At 40.2% G+C, this 16,255-nt stretch carries 12 protein-coding genes; 3 read left to right on the top strand and 9 right to left on the bottom strand.

Translation table 11 applies throughout. The features are described 5' to 3' along the window. Positions 1-66: 66 nt before the first annotated feature. The 3 genes from DY109_RS01565 to DY109_RS01575 all read right to left on the bottom strand — a co-directional run bounded on the left by DY109_RS01565 (position 67) and on the right by DY109_RS01575 (position 3,331). Positions 67-1,137 carry a hypothetical protein gene (locus DY109_RS01565; RefSeq protein ID WP_147291153.1) on the bottom strand — a complete coding sequence of 357 codons (1,071 nt, stop codon included), beginning with the start codon at positions 1,135-1,137 and terminating at the stop codon, positions 67-69. 98 nt (positions 1,138-1,235) lie between these two features. Then, entirely contained in the window at positions 1,236-1,835 is a 600-nt protein-coding gene (locus tag DY109_RS01570; RefSeq protein ID WP_112058299.1) for a glycosyltransferase family 39 protein, read from the bottom strand. A 158-nt stretch (positions 1,836-1,993) separates the two neighbouring features. Then, the gene (locus tag DY109_RS01575) at positions 1,994-3,331 is read right to left on the bottom strand and encodes a UDP-glucose dehydrogenase family protein (RefSeq protein WP_023946826.1); all 1,338 of its coding nucleotides are present in this window, start codon (positions 3,329-3,331) and stop codon (positions 1,994-1,996) included. 162 nt (positions 3,332-3,493) lie between these two features. Between DY109_RS01575 and DY109_RS01580 the strand changes: the two genes are divergently transcribed. Together DY109_RS01580 and DY109_RS01585 are read left to right on the top strand one after the other, a co-directional pair. After that, the gene (locus tag DY109_RS01580) at positions 3,494-4,663 is read left to right on the top strand and encodes a glycosyltransferase family 10 domain-containing protein (protein ID WP_051404606.1); all 1,170 of its coding nucleotides are present in this window, start codon (positions 3,494-3,496) and stop codon (positions 4,661-4,663) included. A 52-nt stretch (positions 4,664-4,715) separates the two neighbouring features. Further along, the gene (locus DY109_RS01585; RefSeq protein WP_023946830.1) at positions 4,716-6,209 is read left to right on the top strand and encodes a mannose-1-phosphate guanylyltransferase/mannose-6-phosphate isomerase; all 1,494 of its coding nucleotides are present in this window, start codon (positions 4,716-4,718) and stop codon (positions 6,207-6,209) included. A 195-nt stretch (positions 6,210-6,404) separates the two neighbouring features. Here DY109_RS01585 and DY109_RS01590 read toward each other — a convergent pair whose 3' ends face one another. The 5 genes from DY109_RS01590 to ilvC form a co-directional block, all read right to left on the bottom strand. Then, positions 6,405-7,334: a DMT family transporter gene (locus DY109_RS01590; protein WP_023946832.1), complete on the bottom strand. Its 930-nt coding sequence runs from the start codon at positions 7,332-7,334 to the stop codon at positions 6,405-6,407. A 520-nt stretch (positions 7,335-7,854) separates the two neighbouring features. After that, positions 7,855-9,489 (bottom strand): ribosome biogenesis GTPase Der, encoded by a 1,635-nt coding sequence (der, locus tag DY109_RS01595; protein ID WP_023946838.1) that lies wholly within the window; start codon positions 9,487-9,489, stop codon positions 7,855-7,857. A 59-nt stretch (positions 9,490-9,548) separates the two neighbouring features. Continuing rightward, positions 9,549-11,300, bottom strand: coding sequence for a conjugal transfer protein TraF (gene traF, locus DY109_RS01600; RefSeq protein ID WP_115737734.1), 1,752 nt, complete (start codon positions 11,298-11,300; stop codon positions 9,549-9,551). Between the two features lie 331 nt (positions 11,301-11,631). Continuing rightward, entirely contained in the window at positions 11,632-11,787 is a 156-nt protein-coding gene (locus DY109_RS11255; protein ID WP_181894611.1) for a hypothetical protein, read from the bottom strand. Between the two features lie 222 nt (positions 11,788-12,009). Continuing rightward, on the bottom strand, positions 12,010-13,035 hold the full coding sequence (gene ilvC, locus DY109_RS01605; protein WP_112058295.1) for a ketol-acid reductoisomerase: 1,026 nt from the start codon (positions 13,033-13,035) through the stop codon (positions 12,010-12,012). 153 nt (positions 13,036-13,188) lie between these two features. Here ilvC and DY109_RS01610 point away from each other — a divergent pair, with 153 nt between their 5' ends. Then, positions 13,189-15,909, top strand: coding sequence for a phosphoenolpyruvate carboxylase (locus tag DY109_RS01610; protein ID WP_023946846.1), 2,721 nt, complete (start codon positions 13,189-13,191; stop codon positions 15,907-15,909). A gap of 107 nt (positions 15,910-16,016) precedes the next feature. Here the strand turns inward: DY109_RS01610 and DY109_RS01615 are convergent, their stop codons facing one another. Further along, a complete protein-coding gene (locus tag DY109_RS01615; RefSeq protein WP_023946847.1) occupies positions 16,017-16,214 on the bottom strand; it encodes a hypothetical protein in 198 nt (65 codons plus the stop codon). Between the last annotated feature and the right edge of the window lie 41 nt (positions 16,215-16,255).

The following is a 16,255-nucleotide window of genomic DNA, read 5'->3' on the forward strand; positions in this document are numbered from 1 at the left end:
TATCAATTTCAATATTTTTTGCTTACTCTTCATATTATGTGCTTTTGATTCATTTGCTACTTGCGCTCATCGCAATACCTGATACAATCTAAATTTTGCGTTTTCAAAAACAAGCTTCACTTGCTCTTGGAATCTCAAATCGCCCTCTTGTGAAAATGGCATATCATCGCACAATAGCACATAATCTGCCTCTTTGATTCTATTGATATTTGATGAGGCAAAGCTTAAGCGATGCGTAGCAAGATAAAGCACGCGAGGCTTGATAAATAAAATCTTTGCATCTTGTGGAGTTTTAGCCTTGATAAATTCATACACTTCAAGTGCCAATGGGTTAAAAGAGCCGCCGGATTCTAGTTGTTTGGCTTTGTGTGAAGCGGTAAATACAAGATTATTTATCACAAAATACCCCATAATCACCATAAGCAATACACACACAAAACGCGTGTATGTTTTGATTTTTGAGCTTGCATTTATACCACCTACTCTCCCGATTGCCACACCTCTAGCTCCCCAAAACACCATAAAAGGCAAAACCAAATAAACAAATCGTATCCCTTGCAATCCTACCCACAAAACAAGCAATCCCAAAAACCCTAAGATAAAAATCCCAAAAAATACCTCTTGACTTTGATTGTATGTAAGGATAGCTTTTTGTGGATTCTGCGGATTTTGTGCGTGATAAAATTTCTTCACACTCACAAGCCCCCACCACATCAAAGGCACGCAAAGCACAAAAATTGGAACATTAAGCACTTTTTTTGGTATCGCAAAAAATTCAGCATAAAGACAATCAATCGTGTAATACCGAAGATTACCTACAATACTTTTCAAACTCATACTCGCAAAAATCTCAAAATGCCCGCTACCACCGCTACTAAGATGCGATACTACAAAGCCATAACCTATGCCAAACACAATATAAGGCAAAATATGCACGCCAAAGCCAAACGCGCTACATAACGAAAATGGCGTCTTGATAGAGAATATCGGGCGCAAAAAGCACAAATACGGCTTATGCGCTATGGCTTCACATAGATTTGGGGCGCAACATTTCAACATAAGCACACTATGCATACACAATAAAGCAAGCACGATAACCATACCATTCATACGAATCAGACAAGCCAATAACATCAAAATACCACCAAGCAATGAAATTGCAAAAGGTGCTCCATAAAAAATAAGATTCTGCCAAAAAGATAAAGAAGTGTTACTAAAAGAATCAGATGAGTGGCTTATAAGGTTATATTTTGCCCCCCCCCCCCGACAATATTGGCTTTTTCTGTAACTTTTTGAATCATTTTAGAATGTGTATGTGATCCAATTTTATGCGACCCAAAAAGACTTCCAAGTGCAAGCAACGTTCCAAACCCAACGCACAAAAATGGAATATCTGAAAGCACACTATTGCTCGCACTCATCGTGAGACTTGGATTAAGCGCAAAAAGCAAAGTCGCACAAAACGCGTATTTTCTAGCGATGTATTTACGACAAAACACATAAAAAAGCAAAACAAAAATCCCAAAACATATCACGCCAACACTTTTAAACGCATAAAAATTAAACCCAAATAGCTTATACATAAATGCAAGCAATATCGGAAACCCCCAAGGATACGCATAAGGTCCATAGATTCCGTCAGTTTGCGATATGATTTGAGTATTATCCGCGATGTAGTGCTGTGCTGAATGCGTAGTTATGCTGATAGCTTGCGCGATGTAGCCTGAAAAATCTCCACCCCAATCATGCCCCCAATACATTTTGCTTACGCAAACAATCACGCTTAGTGAGGCAAGGGCTAACCCGATGAAATAGTCTTGTATTTTTGTAGTCATTATTATTCCTTTTGAAATGCTTGAAATGCTTGTTTGGCATAGATTTTCTAAATTTTGTTTGATAGATTCTCGATTCTTTGCTGTCGCTAAAATGACAAAAAATCCACAATGCTACAACTACTCGCAATGACAAAGTAGAAAATATAAATTCTTCATTCTCACTTGCTTTTGCCCACGCCAATCTGATAATACTCAAATCCTCTTTCCTCAAGATTTAGATTCTGGTAAATATTGCGTCCATCAAAGATTATCGGTGCGGCAAGTTGTTTGCTTATCTCGCTAAAATCCGGGCTTCTAAACTCTCTCCATTCTGTGATGATAATCAGGCTTTGAGCGCCCTTGAGTGCGTCATATTTAGATTCCTCAAAGCATATAGATTCTAGCTCATCTTTGAGGTAGAATCTCGCTTGCTCGTAAGCTTTGGGATCATAGGCTTTGATTTTTGCGCCTCTTTTTATCAGCTCTTTTATCAGCACAATAGAGCTTGCCTCGCGCATATCATCAGTCTCTGGCTTAAAGCTAAGCCCCCAAACTCCAAAAACCTTGCCACTAAGATTCTCGCCAAATCGCTTGATGATTTTTTCTACAAGCAAAAGTTTTTGCGCTTCATTGACTGCTTGCACGGATTGAAGGATTTTTGCCTCATAGCCAAAATCCCGCGCTGTTTTTTCTAATGCCCGCACATCTTTTGGAAAGCAGCTCCCGCCATATCCACAACCCGGATAAATGAAGCTATACCCAATCCTAGAATCTGATCCAATCCCTTGTCGCACATCATTGATATTTGCCCCCACGCGCTCACAAATTTGGCTCATTTCGTTGATAAAGCTTATTTTTGTAGCGAGCATTGCGTTTGCGGCGTATTTTGTCATCTCTGCGGATTCTACGCCCATAGCGATGAGGCGATCGCTTTTGATGAGAAATGGTGCGTATAATGCCTTCATCACTTCAAGTGCTTTGGCAGAATCTGTGCCTATCACCACCCTATCAGGGCTCATAAAATCCTTAATCGCCACTCCTTCTTTTAAAAACTCTGGATTACTCACGACATCAAATGCAAGCCCTATGTTACGCGATTTGAGTTTTGATTCTATAATGCTTCGCACTTGCTTTGCTGTCCCTACTGGAACGGTTGATTTATCCACAACAACCACATAATCTCGCGCTATACATTCGCCAATATCCTCCGCCACAGTGCGCACAAATCGCAAATCCGCACTTCCATCATCACCCATAGGCGTGCCAACAGCGATAAATATCACTTCCGCATCGCTTAAGGCTTGCTTTTTGTCAGTCGTGAAAGCAAGTGTATGAAGCTTTTGATTCTCAAGCACCATAGATTCTAGCCCGGGCTCATAGATAGGAATCTTGCCTTGTTGTAGATTTTTGGTTTTTTGCCCATCGACATCAAGGCATATTACATTATTTCCCATTTGCGCGAAGCACGCTCCTGCCACAAGCCCCACATATCCACTCCCAATAATCGCTACTTTCAATGTCTATCCTTTTTATCAAAATACACACATAAACGCGCCAAATAAACACGTCACGCAAAATAAACGCTTATTGTAGCATAAAAGCACTGAAAGTTATTGAGTTGATTTTATAAAACCTTTGCTATAATGGCAGATTCCAAAATAAAACTAAGATATAGGCAGATGAAAGACACAATCAAAATCCATATTGTTGATGGTTGCCCAGAATACATTATGCACAAATTACAAACTCTCTACAAAGTAGAAATCAATACAGAAAATCCAGATTTTATTTTTTATAGCGTATTTGGCACAGAACATCTGAAGTATGATTGCGTGAGGATATTTTATACAGGCGAAAATCTAAGAGCGGATTTTAATTTTTGTGATTATGCCATCACTTTTGATTATCTTATATTTGAAGATAGGCATTTGCGCTATCCACTTTATTTGTTTTATGCAAGCTTTAGAGACATCGCCAAACGCGAAGAAATCAATAATAATTTATCCAAAACACAAGAATCCATACAAATCTCTGACACCCACAAGCTAGACACCTCTGCTCCTCACACTATGAATGCCAAAGCGCGCAAATATAACCTCAACCAAAAACTTGCCAAACGAAAATTTTGTTCATTTGTCGTAAGCAATGGCAAAGCACACAGCATTAGAGAGGAATTTTTCAAAAGCTTAAGCGCATACAAAAAAGTAGATTCTGGTGGAAAATACAAAAACAACATCGGTGGCACACCCATAGCCGATAAATTGGCATTTTTGAGCGAATATAAATTCAACATTGCTTTTGAAAATTCTTCTACAAATGGATATTTAACCGAAAAACTCTTTGACGCAAAAGCTGCTCATAGCATTCCTATTTATTGGGGCGATCCTACACTCAAAAATGCTATAAATTCGATCCCTCCCCCCGACAACAACATAATTTGGGAATCATATAAAAACCTTGAGCCACAACTCAACAAAAAAGCATTTATTAATATTTCAGATTTTAATTCCATACAAGAAGCCATAGATTTTATTATATTTTTAGATTCTAACGATAGCGCATATATGGATATGTTAAACGAGCCACTTTTGCTTGATACAAATTATGCGACATACTTTGATAGCAAGCTAGAGGCATTTTTTGCGCATATTTTTTCGCAGCCAAAGCAAAGCGCATATAGACGAGGATTTGGACAATGGAGACTCAATATCGAACGCAGATATAAAAAAGCACAAAAAGTAAGAACAATAGCAAATAACCTAATTTATCCATTCAAATCAAGCATTAAAACAATAAGCAATCTTTCAAAAACACTCAAAGCCAAATTTAGATTCTGCTTTAAATCCTAAATCTGCTACAATACCCCAATCAAATCCCAAAAATCATCACAAAAGAGGACAAATGACAATAAGTATTTTATGCGGAGGCTCTGGCACAAGGCTTTTTCCACTCTCTCGCGAGCTTATGCCAAAGCAGTTTGCTAGCCTCCTACCACAAAGCACAAATTCTCAAACCAAATCGCTTTTTCAAGAAACGCTCTTGCGAAATATTGATGCTTTGCGATCCCTAGATTCTCTAGATTCTGCCTCAATCCAAGTCATCACCAACGAGTCGCTGTATTTTCTTGCCAAAGATCAAGCCAAAGAAATAAACATACATATCGATAGCTTTATCTGTGAATCCTATGGCAAAAATACCGCTCCAGCACTTGCTTTTAGCGCGCTGTATGCCTCCAAATACGCCACAAACAAAGAAAATGAGATTATCCTAGCACTACCTAGCGATCATCTGATAAATTCTCATCATTACAAAGAATGCCTAGAGCAAGCATTTGCCCTTGCTATGCAGGACAAAATCGTAACTTTTGGCATTGTCCCTACTTTCGCACACACAGGATATGGCTACATCAAAACGGACAAACTAGATTCTACGAGAGTCTTAGGATTTTATGAAAAGCCGACAATCCAAAAAGCGCGTGAATTCCTTGCTGAAGGAAATTACTATTGGAATAGCGGAATGTTTTGCTTCAAAGCCAGCGCACTGCTTGATGAGCTTCAGACACACGCCAAATCCATATACCAAATGTGTAAAAAAGTCTTTCAAGTAAGCGCATTAGAAAAGAGCGAGAGTAGCGAGAATCTCAACAATCACAAACAAAATAAAAATTGCAAAAATCAATGTTTGCGACTTGATCGAGCACTAAGCTATGAGCTTGAAGACAAAAGTATCGATTATGCATTAATGGAAAAAACCAAAAATATCGCTTGCATCGTAAGTGATCTAAAATGGAGCGATGTAGGAAGCTTTGAATACCTAAGCCAAGAATACCCCAAAGATATCGACAACAACGCTTCAAACACGCATTTTATCTCAAAAGATTCGCATAATAATTTTGTCCTCTCAAATCGCCCAGTAATCGGCATAGGTATAAATGATTTGATTGTCGTTGATGGTGGCGATTGCCTACTTGTAAGCAAAAAAGGAGAATCTAGCCGTATCAAAGAGATTCTGCCAAAGCTCAAAACTCTCAATCCAGAAATCCTCAAAACCCACGCCACAACGCATCGCCCTTGGGGAAGCTACACGGTGCTTTTGGAGGGAGAATCCTACAAAATCAAGCAAATCATAGTCAAGCCAAAATCACGCCTAAGCTTGCAAAAGCATTTTCATCGCAACGAGCATTGGATTATTGTCAATGGTTCTGCGCTTGTTACTATCAATGGCAAGGAGACTTTTCTCAAAGCCAATCAATCCACCTACATTCCTATGGGGCAGACGCACAGACTTGAGAATCCGGGTATCATTCCGCTTGTCATGATCGAGGTGCAAGTGGGCGAATACCTCGGAGAAGATGACATCGTGCGCCTTGAAGATGATTATTTACGCGTGAAATAATTCTCACATTGTCATTAATCACCCAAAATGCTTATATAGTTAGTTATTTTGAAGCGCAAAAGCATTAGTAAAACAAAGTCGCTTTATTTTGAGATATTTTATATTTCACCTTGCAATGACAAATAACAACAAAATAACAACTTTGTAGATTCTAGCTTTTATGAATTCTTATAAATCCTTTGGCTGTGTTTGCCCTTAGACTGATGATTGCTTTTGTATTTGCTTATAATCCCTCAAAAATACCGGTAGTGCGATCATCGTGCCAGATATGATGATAAGCAAAATCCCGCTTGTTGTGATGAGATTTGGCAGTGCATCGCCCATCATCACGCCAAACACCACACCCCACAAAATCCTACTATAATCAATCGGCGAGACAATCCCAGCGGGCGCAAGCATATATGAGCGCGTTACAAAAATCTGCCCCAATGTCCCAAACACCCCAAGCATAAAAATCCCCACCCAATCCTTAGCCGAAGGAAAACTAAAACCAGAGAGATTAGGAATCTCAATAAACATTCCAACCCCAGCAATCACGCTCATACTTAGCCCAAACACCATAATAATCACGCTCTCATCATAGTATTCTTTCAGCCCTCTTAAGCTGATAAATGCCAATGCCATCATCGCCCCACCAATAATGCCTGCGATGATATTATCCGCACCCAATGACTTTGAGCTAGGATCACAAATACACAGCACGCCCACAAATCCTATAATAGAAGCAAGGATTGTCGAGAATCTCACGCGCTCTTTGAGAAATATCACCGAAAACATAACCGCATACAATGGCATCGTCTGCGCAAACGCCGAAGCTGTGCCAAGCGGAATTGATGAGATATTATAAAAAAGTGCGATCATGCTAAGTCCGCCTGTTATCGCGCGAAAAAGAAGCTTTGGCAAGCCTCCTTTTTTCTTTGCTTTTTGGTTTGGGGGCTTATAGATCCAAAAGCATGCCAAAAACCCCACCATAACGATAGATCGAAAAAATATAATCTCCATAGGCGAAAGATCATGTAAAAATTTCACACACATATTCATCAAAGAAAAACACAGCGATGAAACAATCATCGCAAAAATGCCTAAAGTCGTGTGAGAATACATTTGAGATTTTTTAGGTTTCATTGCTTTTGACTCTTATTGCTCTTTACTTTTTGTATCGCTTTGGATTTTAATCCTGAATTTTAATATTTTTTTGTTAGATTGCCACGCAAATTTTTTAATTTTACTCATAATGTTAATATTTAGATTCTGCTTTACAGAGATTTTTACGCTCTATTATGGTGGATTCTTATGGATTGCCACGCTTAGCTTCTGCCTCGCTCGCAATGACAAGCCTGCTCAATCAATTGCGAGGACAATAGGACGAAGCAATCTAGCAAAATGGATTGCCACGACTTCCTAGCGGAAGTCTCGCAATAACGACAAAAACAACATAGAGAATCTATGCAGATACAAAAAGAGCGTGTAAAAAATTCTAGATTTTAAGATGAGTTTGCAAGGGTTTGCAAGGGTTTGATAGATTGTGAAGTTTTGAACGAGGAAATAGAATTTGTAGTTCATTGACGAAGCGAAAAACGAATCTCGCAGCTCAAATCGCTTAAAAGCTAGGATTTAGAATCTATGGAAATGAGAATCTATAATCTCAATCACCTTCTGACTTTGCCTTATCCTTTGGTGTCAAAACAATAGGCACGCCACTAAGGATAAATTCTTTGCGGAGTTGATTTACCAAAAACCGCTTGTAGCTGAAATGAAGCGATTTGGGGCGGTTTGAGACAAGTGCGATTTGGGGCGGTTTGATGTCGTATTGTGTCGCATAATAGATTTTGACGATTTTGCCATGATCGCTTGGCGGGGCGTGAAGCTTTTGGGCGTTTTGTATCACGAGATTAAGCCTAGCAGTTGGAATCCTATAAGTATAATACCCATATACTTTGATTATTTTTTGCTTAAGATCGCTTATGTGTCGCTTTGTCTTCGCGCTTAATGTCAAAAACGGCGCCCATTCTAAGAATCTAAATTTATGTATAAAACTCTTTTTTATCTCCTCAAACTCGCCACATCGTATATCCCATTTGTTTAGCACAACAATCACGCCAAGATTGTGCTTTTGGATAATCGTGCAAATCTTTTCATCAAGCTCGTAAAATCCACTACTAGAATCCAGCACCAAAATCGCAATATCCGCACCTTCTAAGGCTTTGTTTGTCCGATCGAGTGCGTATTTTTCTATACCTTCAATCCTGCCTCGTCGTCTAATGCCAGCTGTATCGACAAAGTGCAACTCATAATCCCCAACTTGTATGCGCTCATCGACAGGATCGATCGTCGTCCCAGCCACAGAGCTTACCACTGATCGCTCTTTTTGCACGAGTGCGTTTAGAAGCGAGGATTTACCGACATTAACTCGCCCTACAATGCCTACACGAATGGTGTTTGGCGCGTATTCTTGGCTATCTTGGCTATTGTCCTTGGTGTGCTTATCGTGCGTTGTATCTGCGCTTATGGCTGTAATTGTAGCTGTGGCAGATGATTCTAAAGATTGTTTAGATTCTAGTGATTGTGAAAATGCGCGAGAATCTATAGGTTTAGATTCTGCGGATTTAGATTCTGCAAGGTGTGTGGATTCTGCGGATTTCCCAAAATCTCTACACTTCTTGGAATCCACAGAATCTAGATTCTGCCTCATATCAGGTGCAAGTGATAGTTTAGATTCTGCTTTTTGCTCGAGCATTTCTTCAAGGCTTTGGAGCAAATCCTCCCCCAAATCCGCACTTACACTTTCCTCCTCACAAAACAAAACCCCAGCAATGGCATTAAGCAAAATGCTTATCCCGCGATTATGGATAATCGAGATGAAAAACACATCTTTGAGCCCAAATTCATAAAACATATACCCCTGCTCTTTTTGCGCATCGCTATCGATTTTATTGACGACCAAAAAGCAGGGCGTGTGCTTGGATAATGTATATAAAAGCCTCCGATCCTCTTGGCTTGGAATCTCCTTGCCATCGACCATATACAAGATGAGATCCGCACTCATCGCCACATGGATCGACTTTTCTTTGACTTGCGTGAAAATCTCATCGTGAGTTGTTTCTATGCCGCCGGTATCGATGATTTTGACTTGATGATTTGAGATGAGAATCTGTGTAGCATTAATATCTCTTGTCGTGCCTCTGAAGCCAGAAGTGATTGCAATCCTCTGCTTTGCTAAGCGATTAAAAAGCGAAGATTTGCCGACATTAGGTTTGCCGATGATGGCTATTTGTTTCATTGAAGTCCTTAAAGTTTGCAAGTCTTGGAATCTAGAATCCTCCTCAACTCCTCACAACCCTACCAGCTAAAGCTACCGCCAAGCTTGACATTAAAATAACTTGGCAGAGAAATGCCCTCAAATGAAGCCATGTGGAGATTGCTTTGCACCGCGACATCAAGGAATCCTAAGATATTGATACCTGCGGTGAGTATCATTCCCTCATTTGAGTTGTTTCTGAAGTCATACATACTTCCAAGCCTCAAATCCACCCATTTGAAGTCAAACAGCAGTCCACCGCCCACAACTTGAGATTTTGGTCTTGCGATTGAGAGCGTATCATTTGGCAATAAATCCGCATCAAGTGCAAGCACGATTTTATCGCTCAAAAACGTATAGCTAAGCCCAGCGCGAACTTGCGGATTGAGTGTTACTCGTTGCATATTTGTTTTGATTTTGGGGGCGTTTAGGTTTTTGGCGACAAGCCCGATACTAAAGTTTTTGGTAAATCGTGGCTGATATAAAAACCCTAAATCAATCCCAAAAGTGCGGGTTTGCTGTATATCTTTTGCATTGACATTGATATTTGATGTGAGGTTATTAAACCCACCTTGCGCATTCATCGCATATCCAAGCCCAAAGATATATTTCACCGCGCCACCGACTGCAAAATTTCCGATTTTGGTCTCAAATAAATGCCCATAGCCCACAGGCACTTCCGCGATTGTGACACTTGAAACATTGAGCGCGTGGTTGGCTTGATCGCTAAGTAGCGAGCTTGAGTCAAAGGTAGCTTTATCAGAATTTGTAATCGTTACACTTCCAGAGCCTACACTCACTTCAGCATAGTTACTGCTTCCTGCGTCTATGATGATCCTATTATGTGTGTTGTCAATCCGCGCTGTCGCACTCACAAACGCACTTGGCATAATCGCCACAGAAATTGTCCCGCGTTTGGTGTTTTTGGAGCCAATGTTGATGACTAGCCCATTTTGAGTTGCGATACTGAAGTCATTTCTATGGAGGACATCATTAATGATCCCGACATCTTTTAGGAATTGATTAAGCGAGGGATCGGAGCTTGTGGAGAGTGTGATACCGCCCATTTTGCTAAGGATTGTGCCAAGATTCATGTTTGTATTACCTTTGCCTGCGATTTCTAGAAGTCCGCCGACATTCTCAGGCGTGAGATTATCCACAATCGTGCCGAGCAAGCCTAAACTTTCATCATTTGGATTCTGCGCTTTGGTTTTGTCAATAGAGGCTTGCAAACCCTGTTTGATCTCATCAAAAGCTGCGTTGCCTTGAGGGTTTTTTTGGATGTCTTGGACTATTTGATCTACGCCTTTAGATGTATCAACAGTTATACCATTGTTTTTTGCCACGGTATCGATATAGGTCTTGAGATCATCATCTGTTGCGCTTCCATTTGTCTTGCCTACAAGATTTGCAAGCACATCACCCATTGCGCCACCGACAAGTGGCGTTGCTTTTGCACCTGTTGATCTTCTTACTCGAGTAGTGCCAACTGATCGCGTTGTTGTGCCATTAAAAAGTCCATTGATTTTATTTGGCATTTGCTCAAGATTATTAAAGTCGATACCCGCGATTGCAGAGAGATTTGTCTCTTTGTATCCTACGCCAAAGCTATACGCAAAGCCTGATTTTTTATTGACCGCAAGGAGTGCGGGATTATAGTAAATCGCCCATTGAGAGTTTTTGAGTGCAACGCCAGCACCGCCCATTCCAGCACTGATATTGCCCATTCCGCCAAACTCAAGCCCAAACAAACTCGAAACCAACGCTATACTTCCAAGACATATCTTTTTCATCGCTGATCCTTTTAGTGTTTATTTTGTTTTGTATTGAAGCATTTTAGAGTTTGTGATTTTAACATAAATTTGTTATACGCAAAATTAATTTATAATGGATTTTTGTGCTTTATTAAGAATCTAGATTCTAATTTTTATAGATTCTAAATCCTCTCTTTTTAGCATATTTCAGGAAGTTTGAAATTTTTAGCCTGTGATGAACTTCTATGTTACACTTTTTTGTGTTTTTGCTTGCCTAAAATTTCTACACAACCCTGACTAAATCTGCCTAAAAATAGAGGATTTTTTAATGCTTGCTTGTGTTTGCATAGAATTAAAACTTGTCATCAGCTTATAGCGAGTGAAACGAACGAAGAATCCAAAAATAAATTGTCATCGCGAGGCTTCCACTAGGAAGTCGTGGCAATCTATTTTGACTGGATTGCTTCGTCCTATCGTCCTCGCAATGACGGGAGTGTAGGCTTGTCATTGTGAGCAAAATTTTCAAATTTTGCGTGGCAATCCATAAAATCCACTTTTTGAATCTAGATTCTATGGGAATAAAAAGAGCGTGTAAAAAATTCTAGATTTTTGGATAAATTTTGGGGTTTTGCAAGGCGAACGAGTGAGTCGCTACTTTTCGTGCGTCGCTAATTAAGTAAGCCGAAGCAATCCGCAAAATTTACCAAAAAGCTAAAATTTGAAATCTATACAAATTAGAATCTAGATTCTAATTTTTATCCTTATCGACTAGCTTATTTGCCCCAATCCAAGGCATCATCGCGCGAAGTCGCTCGCCCACTTTTTCAATGCCATGATTTGCTAGATTCTTACGCTCTGCATTCATGCGCGCATAGCCCGCCTTGCGCTCTAAAATAAAGTCCTTGGCAAAGCGCCCGCCTTGAATGTCTTTTAGAATCTCTTTCATCGCCTTTTTGGATTCTGCGTTTATCACGCGCGGACCGCTCACCATATCGCCGTATTCTGCGGTATTAGAGATAGAATAGCGCATATTAGCCAGCCCGCCCTCATAGATTAAATCAACGATTAATTTTAGCTCATGCAAGCACTCAAAATACGCCATTTCTTCAGGATAGCCCGCTTCTACTAGCGTCTCAAAGCCAGCCTTGACTAAGGAAGTTACCCCGCCACAAAGCACAGCTTGCTCGCCAAATAAATCCGTCTCTGTCTCGTCTTTAAAAGTCGTCTCGATGATGCCGCTGCGCCCGCCACCAATAGCTGCGGCATAACTCAAAGCGATAGCTTTTGCATCACCTTTGCTTGTGTCTTGCTCCACAGCGATTAAATCAGGAATCCCACCACCTCGCACAAATTCGCTGCGCACAGTGTGTCCGGGTGCTTTTGGCGCGACCATTATCACGCCCACACCTTGAGGCGCTTTTATCTGCCCAAAATGCACATTAAAGCCATGCCCAAAAGCAATGATTTTATCTTCTTTCAAGTTTGGTGCGATGTCGCGATGAAACACATCTGCTTGCAATTCATCAGGGATTAGAATCATCACAATGTCTGCTTGTTTGGTGGCTTCAGCCACTTCTAGGACTTTGAAATTTTTTGCTTCAGCTTTTTTCCAGCTAGCCCCGCCACGATACAGCCCAATGATGACCTCCACGCCGCTATCGCGAAGATTCTCTGCATGCGCGTGCCCTTGACTTCCAAAGCCAATAATCGCTACCTTTTTTTTCTTAATCAGCCCTAAATCACAATCTTTGTCGTAATACACTTTGAGTGCCATAATTTGCTCCTTAATTTTGAATCTTAAACTTTTTGAATCCTGCGAGATTTAACCAAAACTTATATAAAAAATCTATAAAATCAAAGAGAATCTTTGTGGTTTTGTTATAATAGATTCCCAAACAATCAATCAAAGTGACTTTGAAGGAATATCATGAATCAGCATTTTTTTGACCAGCAAGCATTGGATAAGGAAATTACATTTATCTCGGATCTTATTATCGAGATGTTGCAAGAAGTTGATAGCGAAGTATGCGAGTATTTTTTGAAGCTCAACCAAGAAGTGCTAAAAAATCAAAACGACTTTCATCACATCAAAGAAATGCTTGATACAATCTCGCGCTCAGGCAAGACCTTTGAAGTCATCAAGGCATTTTCGCTGTATAATATCCTTATTAATATCGTTGAAGAGCGATTTAATATTGATGCCAAAGAAAGCCTTGAGCGCATCAAAGTCGCGTATGAAAGCCTTTTGCTAGAGGGGTTTGATAAGATTGATTTAGATAAGATTCTAGAATCTATGGAGTTTTATCCAGTATTTACAGCTCACCCCACAGAATCTAGGCGCAGGACATTTCTTGAAGCGCATTATGAGATCACGCAGGATTTATATAAAGTCTTTGAGCTTGGGGATCTAAAAGCCAAAGCCCATATCCAATACCGCTTGCGTTTATTGTGGCAAACACACCTTGTAGGAAGCGAAAAACTTGAAGTGCTTTTTGAGCTTGATAATTTGTTGTTTATTGTTGAGAATTCTATACTTCCAGCAAGCCAAAAAGTGCTTTGCTATATCGAAAATATGCTCCAAAAGCCACTCACACACTCGCCTATCCACTTAGGAAGCTGGATAGGTGGCGATAGAGATGGGAATCCATTTGTTACAAATGAGCTGATGACTGAAGTGATGAAAACCCAGCACAAAGTGATTATAAATTTTTATATCCAAAAACTCCGCATTCTCGCGCGTGAGCTCTCTATTTCTGCGGATTTCTGCAAAATCAGCAAAGCCCTTCAAGCCTCACTTCAAAAAGAATCAAATGAGCTCAAAGGGCATGCCCTACGAGTGCATCAAGGCGAGCCTTTTCGTGCAAAGCTGTATCTGATGATAAAAAAGCTACAAAACAGACTTATTTTTGTCAATGCCCCAAGCTCTGTGGATTTTACTTATAATCAACCAAAAGAATTGATTGAAGATATTGATATGCTTATTGATTGTCTTGATGAGACTTCAGCGACTTATTTAAGAGAGTTTAGGCGGTATGTTTTGCTTGGTGGATTCCACCTTATGCAGCTTGATTTTAGAGAGCACAAAGATGTATTCGCGCAGGCAATTAGTGAGATTTTTTGCTTGCTTGGAATCTGTGATAATGACTTCATCTCCTATCGTGAAGAAAAAAAGCTTGAGATTCTAAGCTTAGCCCTTGATATGCCAAAGGTAGAATTTGGCGAGATCATCGATAGTTTAAGTGAATCAACCCAAAATGTGATCGAGATTTTTATGCGTATTGTCTGGGGCAAAAAATACATCAGCGATGGGATATTGCAAACCTTTATCCTCTCAATGACAACTGATGCAAGTGATTTGCTTGGTGTGCTGTGGTTTGCCAAACAAAGCGGACTTTGGAAACCGAGCAAAGATAGCAAAGATGACAAAACTAATGACTCCAAACAAAGAGCCAAAATCGCTATAACCCCGCTTTTTGAGACGATTAACGACTTAGAGCGCGCAGGAAGCATAATGCAAACGCTCGTGCATAACAAACACTACGCACACTATCTCAAAGACATCAAAATGCGCCAAGAAATTATGGTCGGATATTCGGATTCTAGCAAAGATGGCGGAATCTTCACGAGCAATTATAGCCTATATCATGCGATCTCTTCACTCAAAGCCTTAGAAGATAAGCTTGGCGTGCATTTTGTGCTCTTTCATGGACGCGGTGGAAGTGTGAGTCGTGGCGGTGGCACACTTGAGGGCGCGCTTTTGGCTTCTCCGCCAAAAAGCGTGCAAGGCTTCCTAAAAACAACTGAACAAGGCGAAATGATAAGCTCCAAATACCTCAATATCTCATCAGCGCAATTTTTCCTCGCCTCGACAATGGCAGCATTACTCAAAAAATCAAGCTATGATGCGTTTTGCTCCGATGAGATTCCAAGTAGTGCAAACATCAAATGCTCAATCAGCCCGCAGCACAGCACGCTTTTGGAGCACATCTCTCAAGCCTCATACGCAACATATCGCAAGCTTGTGTATGAAAGCAAAGGATTTATTGAATATTTCAAAGCAGTAACGCCTATTTATTTTATCCAGCAGCTTAATCTCGGCTCGCGTCCTAGCAAAAGAAAAGACACAATGCGGATTGAGGATTTGCGCGCGATTCCTTGGGTGTTTGCTTGGACGCAAAACCGCACGATTCTTCCTGCGTGGTATGGGCTAGGAAGTGGATTGGAAGCAATTGGTGATATTGAGATTCTGCGACAATGCTACAAAGAATCTGAATTTTTCGCTGCGACAATCAGCAATATCTCACAAGCTTTTCTTAAAGTCGATTTGCCTATTGCTAAGCATTACAATGCTTTTATGAGCGATAGCCAAACTTGCGAGACAATCTGGCAAATGATTACTGAAGAATACACAAAAACTCTGCGATTTCTTATCCAAATCCGCGGTGAAAGCGAGCTTTTGGATAGTGAGCCGACATTACGCAAATCTATTTTATTGCGTAATGCTTCAGTTACCGCGCTCAATCTCCTTCAAATAGAACTCATCAAAAAATATAACGCTTCAAACTATGATGAGCAAAAACAGCGAATCATGAAGCAAATCCACTCAACAATCGTGGGTATCGCTCAAGGGTTGCGTAATACCGGGTGATTTGAATTAAGCAAAGCTAGATTCTAGAATCTAATTTCCATAGATTCTAAATCCTCCCTTTTTAGCGTATTTCATGGAGTTTGAAATTTTTAGCCTGCGATGAACTTCTATGTTATACTTTTTTGTGTTTTTGCTTGTCTAAAAATTTCTACACAACCCTGACTAAATCTGCCTAAAAAATAGAGAATTTCTTTATACTCGCTAGTGTTTGTATAGAATCTACTAGAATCTATATCATTTTTATTGTCATTGCAAAGCCCTTTAGGGCTGTGGCAATCTATTTTGCTGGATTGCTCCGGCTTCATGCCTCGCAATTGAGGGAGCAAGCTTGTCATTGCGAGCAAAA

The sequence above is a fragment of the Helicobacter fennelliae genome (assembly GCF_900451005.1).
GTDB lineage: Bacteria > Campylobacterota > Campylobacteria > Campylobacterales > Helicobacteraceae > Helicobacter_B > Helicobacter_B fennelliae.